Raw genomic sequence first — 6000 nt, 5'->3', positions numbered from 1 at the left:
AAAAACGCCTTCTTAGCCCATTCATCTTATGCTTGTCGGGGCTGGTCAAGCCGCCTGCGCTTTTCGTACTTTCCCGCCAGCCCCGCGGAAAGCGAGCACCAGCAGTGGAAATCAACCAGCACTCTCATCATAAAGAACAATGTTTACAAAGTCAGTTTCATAAAAAATCGGCTTTTGTACATAGTAGACACATATATGGATCTAGAAGAAACTGGAGTGTTGAAGGTGAAATGGACTTCTTTTATATTAGTGATTTTATTGTTTACGCTGCCCGTCAATGATTTGGAAAAAGCAGAGGCAAATGAGAAGGTGGGATCTTTACATTTGACGATCCTGTATACGAATGATGTTCATTCCCATTTGGAAAACGTTCCGTATTTGCACACTGCGATTAAAGAAGAACGTAAAAAGGATGGGGATGCCCTTCTGTTGGACGCGGGGGATGTGTTTTCGGGGACGTTGTTTTTTAATGAATATCTGGGACAGGCGGATGCAGAATTCATGAATGAAATTGGCTATGACGCCATGACGCTTGGAAATCATGAATTCGATAAGGGAAGTGAGGTGCTGGCAAACTTTATTAGGAAACTTTCCTTTCCAGTGGTGAGCAGTAATGTGGATGTACGGCTTGATCCTAATCTTGCCCCTTTCATGAAAAGTGGAATTCCGGAACAGGCGGAAAATGGTAAGATTTATCCTTCTATCATTCAAACAGTAAAGGGGATCAAGATCGGCATCATCGGACTCACAACCGAAGATACGGCTTTCCTTTCTGCTCCGGATAAGAAGATAGTCTTTCAGGACGCCGAAAAGAAAGCGATTGAAGAGGTTGCAAAACTGCAGGCAATGGGTGTAAATCACATCGTCCTGCTGTCTCATTTAGGGGTGCGGCAAGACAAAGTTCTTGCTCAAAAGGTGAAAGGAATCGATATTATAGTCGGCGGACATTCTCATACAAGATTAGAAACCCCGCTTGTGTACAATTTAAAATCAGAACCCACACTGATTGTACAGGCGGATGAGTATGGGAAGTCACTTGGCAAGTTAACGGCTGTGTTCTCCGGAAGAGGGGTATTGACTGAGTGGGATGGTGAGCTGCTGGATGTGTTGGCCAAAGATCAAAAAGGGAAAGACGTGTATCCTCCTGATCCTGGGGCAGAAAAGAGATTGGAGGAATTGCGCAAGCCCATTGAAAAGGTAAAGGGCATGGAGGTCGGTTCAACCAACATTTCATTGAATGGAAATCGTCGGGACGTTCGGACAAAAGAGACCAATCTAGGCAATCTCATAACAGATGCCATGCTGGAAAAAGCAAATCAATATGCCCCGACTGATATTGCATTTCAGAACGGGGGCGGCATCAGGAGTTCCATCAGTGCAGGGAACATTACCATGGGGGAAGTGTTGGAAGTGTTGCCCTTTGGGAATACCCTTGTCACATTGAACATGACGGGGGAGGAGATCCTTCTTGCATTGGAACATAGTGTTGCGGATCTGGACGGGGAAGCAGGTCAGTTCCTCCAAGTATCGGGCATGACATATCGGTTTGATCCCTCTAAGCCTATAGGTGACAGAATAACGGACGTGGAAATACAAGGGGCTACTCTTGACCGTTCCAAGATGTACCGGGTGGCCGTTAATGCATTCCTTGCAGGTGGAGGGGATGGTTATACCGTATTGAAAAAAGCGAAGGAAAACGGCAGGATATCCGAGCTACACCTCAATCTATATGAGGTGTTGAGTGAATATCTCTTCAGGCATTCCCCCGTTTCCCCGGAAGTGGAGGGAAGGATCGTGAACCGAATAGAATAAGAAGGGAACAGTAGAATTTTATTTGTACATGTTTAATAGAGGCTAAAGCCAGTTTGATCAATAAGCGGAGGAATTCCTCTTAATTGATCAAATAGAACTGAAAATATCTTAAATAGACGGAAAGATTCCGCCTATTTACACGAAAAACGTGAAAATCGTTAATTTTACTTTACTTAATCGGAATAACTCCGCTTATATCCAGAACAAAGCTCTATTCTTCATCTCTTAACCGGAAAATCTCCTCTTATCTTGAGATTACTGGTTCCTCGTTTAAGGGTTAGATTATAGGTTTCATATTTTTCAGAAAAAGGGTATAATAAAATGAATCATCATTCATTTTTCATTTCCAATTCGTTTACTAAAAGGAGGAGCCAATTTGAAACATTTTACATACATTGAAGATATAGAAACATGGCAAAAAGAATTTTCATTTTCCATCCATATAAAGGTCCGGTTTTCTGAGACGGATATGTTCGGGCATATGAACAATACGGTGCCCTTCACGTACTTCGAGGAAGCCAGGATTGAGTATTTAAAACACATTGGATTTATGCAGAATTGGGTTAAACCCGAAAATGATACCATTCCGGTAGTTGCAGATTTACAATGTGATTTTGTAAAACAAGTATTCTTCGACGAAACGCTGAGGATCTATGTGAAGGCAAATCGTGTTGGTCATTCTTCAGTGGATATTCACTATATGGGTCTGAATGAAGAAGATGAGATTTGCTTTACTGGTAGAGGAACCATGGTGCAAATATCCAAGCAAACTGGAAAAGGTGTCCCTTGGACGGAAGAGATGAAGGCTAAGCTGCATGGCGATAAGGTTGTCTCAAACCCTGTTTAGAAAGGAAAAGAAACCGCTGCCTATTTTTCATTTAACTTCCTTCTCTATGTCACTCTAAACCCTACCTTCACATATGATATTCTGACGACCGACAATACCCATCCCCGCGGTTTAAAGCTGGCGAAGGCAAGGAGGGTTACCATAATTGAAGGACAATGATTTTACACACAAACCGTTGCTCACCAAAAGAGAAAAAGAAGTATTCGAACTGTTAGTTCAAGACAAAACAACTAAAGAAATTGCTAGTGATCTATTTATTAGCGAAAAGACAGTTCGAAATCATATTTCCAACGCCATGCAAAAGCTTGGAGTGAAGGGGCGATCTCAAGCTGTTGTAGAGCTTCTTCGCATGGGGGAACTCAAGCTTTAAATGTAAGGGACTGATTCTGATGCAGAACAATTAACGGGTTTCTAAACATGATTCCTATTAATGTTTGAATGAGAGTCAGTCTCTTTTAGTTCTGTTCCCTGCTAACTTGTCTTGAATTTTCCCCCGAAAAAGGCGAAAATGCTAGTAAGGGTCATATGAACTTGTCCCATAATCGATAGAGAAGCTAAAACAGGAAGGTTGACGCGTTCCCGTTTTTCATAAGGAGTAATTGTCCGGTTTCTGAATGTAAAAGGAGAGAAATGATGACGAATTCTAAAGAAGACCAATCCATTGGAGATTTACAAGTAGTTGCAGATATTGAGAAAGACCTTCGATACATATCGTCGATCATCAAGCAAAAAGGTAGAGAGATCTTAAGTCAGTATACCATCACACCCCCACAGTTTGTTGCGTTGCAGTGGTTATTCGAATATGGGGACATGACGATAGGAGATCTATCGAATAAGATGTACCTCGCATGCAGCACCACGACGGACCTGGTGGACCGGATGGAAAAAAACCAGTTAGTGGAACGTGTTAAAGATGAGAATGACCGACGGGTCGTCCGTATTCATATGTTAAAAGAGGGCGAAAGAATTATTGAAGAAGTGATCAATAAAAGGCAGAATTATCTTCAGAGTGTCTTAACGGACTTTTCTGAGAAGGAAGTGCTATTATTAAAAGATAATTTAGCCAAACTACATCAAGAAATTAAACCAGAGTGAGGGAATAATGTGATTCAACCAATCGGCATCATTGATTCTGGGGTGGGAGGCCTGACCGTCGCGAGAGAAGTGATGCGTCAGCTGCCGAAAGAGACCATCTATTATCTCGGCGACACAGCTCGCTGTCCATATGGACCCAGATCAGCACAAGAAGTAAAGACGTTTACGTGGGAAATGACTCAATACCTTATGGAGTACGACATTAAAATGCTGATCATTGCCTGTAATACAGCAACGGCGGTAGTTCTGGATGAAATCCAGACCCACCTGGATATACCTGTGATCGGTGTCATCCACCCGGGGGCGAGGGCTGCCATCAAGCATACTTATAATAAGAAGATCGGTGTTCTTGGAACGGTGGGAACGATCAATAGCGGCGCCTATGTAAAAGCCCTTCTTTCCCTTCACGGAAACCTGGACGTCACGCCACTTGCATGTCCTAAATTTGTTCCTTTAGTGGAAAGTGGGGAATATGACAGCTCCATGGCGAGTGATATTGTAGGGGAGACCCTTCAACCTCTTAGAAATTCCGGGATTGATACGCTGATCTTGGGATGCACCCATTATCCGCTATTACAATCTAAGATACAGGCATATATGGGTCCCGATGTCAGTGTAATCAGCTCAGGGGACGAAACGGCCCGGGAAGTCAGTACGATTCTAGATTATTATAACCTCCTGTACAGGGGTGTCCAGCACCCAGAACATCGATTTTTTAATACAGGATCATCAGCGATATTTTCAACGATTGCTTCCGATTGGCTGACGATCGGGGAAGTAAAAGCAGAAACCATCCGATTACAAGGGTAGAGTCTTGTGATTGGGTGGCTTTTTTTGTTTGGGGTGTTTGAAAGTGAGAGAAAGGGATTGGGTGCCGCCTCCGCTTTTGTGTCGTCCAGCTCCGGCGGCTAGAGGCTCGAGGTCATAAGGCGGGAAGACCAAAAAGGCAAAAGGCGCCTTTCCGGTCTTCCCGTCTTATGCTTGTCGCCTCTGTGCGAGCCGCCTCCGCTTTTGTTTGTACTTATTTTGAAAAAGTTTCGGTCTATTTTTTGGACGGGGCTCGTATATATGTTAGTACAAACTGTCTTTCAGGAGGTTTCCCAATGGCAAAAAAAGCGAAGGTGTCAATAGCAATAACGGTTTTAGCTTCATCTGTATATCTTTCAGGTTGTGGATTACTCAGTTTCGGTGACGACAAGGAGAAAATCGATCCTCCTCAAGACTTATCCTATTTGAAAGAAGGGGAGAAAGTCGATACAGCCAAAAGTGAGGATTCAGAGAAAAAGGTGAGTAAGGAAGAAACAAATGCTGAAACCGTCATGACAGAGCTTTATTTAATCGATAAAAACGGCTATGTCGTCTCCCAGTCCATCCCTCTTCCCGGACAGGAAAGCGTGGCCAAACAAGCACTCGAATATCTCGTGAAGAATGGTCCGGTAGAAAACATCCTGCCAAATGGATTCAGGGCGGTATTGCCGGCAGATACGCAGGTAACGGTGGATATTAAAGACGGTAAGGCGATTGCCGACTTTTCTCCGGAATTTAATAACTATCAGCCTGAAGATGAGCAAAAGATCCTTCAATCCGTCACATGGACATTGACTCAGTTCGATTCGGTTGAAAAAGTCGAGCTTCGTGTAAACGGGTATCCTTTAACGGAAATGCCGGTAAATGGTACGCCGATCGATGAAAAGGGATTAACGAGAAAAGTAGGGATCAATGTAGATACCTCAGGTGTCGTGGATCCGACAAGCACAAAGCCGTTGACGGTTTACTATGTAGCGCAGTCCGATGACAACACCTATTATGTCCCTGTCACAAAACGCGTCAGCTCAAAATCGGCAGATGAAGTGAAGGCAGTGGTGAATGAGTTGATTGACGGACCTGGATATTCCTCTTCTCTTGCAAGTGACTTTACCGGTGCGAAGCTATTGGATGATCCGAAGCTTGAGGATGGGACGGTTACGCTGAACTTTAACGAAGCAGTCTACGGCAGCCTGGAAGAAAAAATCGTCTCTGAGCACATGCTGAATTCCCTTGTTCTTTCGCTGACCGAACAGAAAGGCATTAAGGGCGTCTCCGTATTGGTTAACGGTGAAGCAACCAAGGTGGCGAAAGACGGTGAAAAGGTCACTGAGCCAGTGACAAGACCGGAAAATGTCAACGCAATTAGTTTTTAAATAGCGATTTTTTGATATACTATTATAGAATCACTTGAAAAGAGGTTGGCAGATTGCCGCCTCTTC

At 43.6% G+C, this 6000-nt stretch carries 6 protein-coding genes; all 6 read left to right on the top strand.

Annotation, left to right across the window (positions count from 1 at the left end; all coding sequences use genetic code 11):
• The first annotated feature begins 195 nt into the window (after nucleotides 1-195).
• The 6 genes from JI667_RS03350 to JI667_RS03325 all read left to right on the top strand — a co-directional run bounded on the left by JI667_RS03350 (nucleotide 196) and on the right by JI667_RS03325 (nucleotide 5934).
• Complete coding sequence (locus JI667_RS03350) at nucleotides 196-1812, top strand: bifunctional metallophosphatase/5'-nucleotidase (RefSeq protein WP_206850446.1); 1617 nt, start codon at nucleotides 196-198, stop codon at nucleotides 1810-1812.
• Nucleotides 1813-2188: 376 nt separating this feature from the next.
• A complete protein-coding gene (locus JI667_RS03345) occupies nucleotides 2189-2659 on the top strand; it encodes an acyl-CoA thioesterase (RefSeq protein ID WP_206850445.1) in 471 nt (156 codons plus the stop codon).
• A 145-nt stretch (nucleotides 2660-2804) separates the two neighbouring features.
• On the top strand, nucleotides 2805-3029 hold the full coding sequence (locus JI667_RS03340) for a helix-turn-helix domain-containing protein (protein WP_032087424.1): 225 nt from the start codon (nucleotides 2805-2807) through the stop codon (nucleotides 3027-3029).
• A 263-nt stretch (nucleotides 3030-3292) separates the two neighbouring features.
• Nucleotides 3293-3754 (top strand): MarR family winged helix-turn-helix transcriptional regulator, encoded by a 462-nt coding sequence (locus JI667_RS03335; RefSeq protein WP_206850543.1) that lies wholly within the window; start codon nucleotides 3293-3295, stop codon nucleotides 3752-3754.
• Between the two features lie 9 nt (nucleotides 3755-3763).
• Complete coding sequence (racE, locus tag JI667_RS03330; protein ID WP_206850444.1) at nucleotides 3764-4564, top strand: glutamate racemase; 801 nt, start codon at nucleotides 3764-3766, stop codon at nucleotides 4562-4564.
• 293 nt (nucleotides 4565-4857) lie between these two features.
• On the top strand, nucleotides 4858-5934 hold the full coding sequence (locus tag JI667_RS03325; RefSeq protein ID WP_206850443.1) for a GerMN domain-containing protein: 1077 nt from the start codon (nucleotides 4858-4860) through the stop codon (nucleotides 5932-5934).
• Nucleotides 5935-6000: the final 66 nt, after the last annotated feature.

Source organism: Bacillus sp. NTK074B (assembly GCF_017303375.1).
GTDB lineage: Bacteria > Bacillota > Bacilli > Bacillales > Bacillaceae_B > Rossellomorea.
This window is presented reverse-complemented; position numbering and strand designations above follow the sequence as displayed.

Coding starts and splice junctions, on each gene's coding strand:
- JI667_RS03335 (WP_206850543.1), top strand. CDS start 3,293: ATGACGAATTCTAAAGAAGACCAATCCATTGGAGATTTACAAGTAGTT.
- JI667_RS03350 (WP_206850446.1), top strand. CDS start 196: ATGGATCTAGAAGAAACTGGAGTGTTGAAGGTGAAATGGACTTCTTTT.
- JI667_RS03325 (WP_206850443.1), top strand. CDS start 4,858: ATGGCAAAAAAAGCGAAGGTGTCAATAGCAATAACGGTTTTAGCTTCA.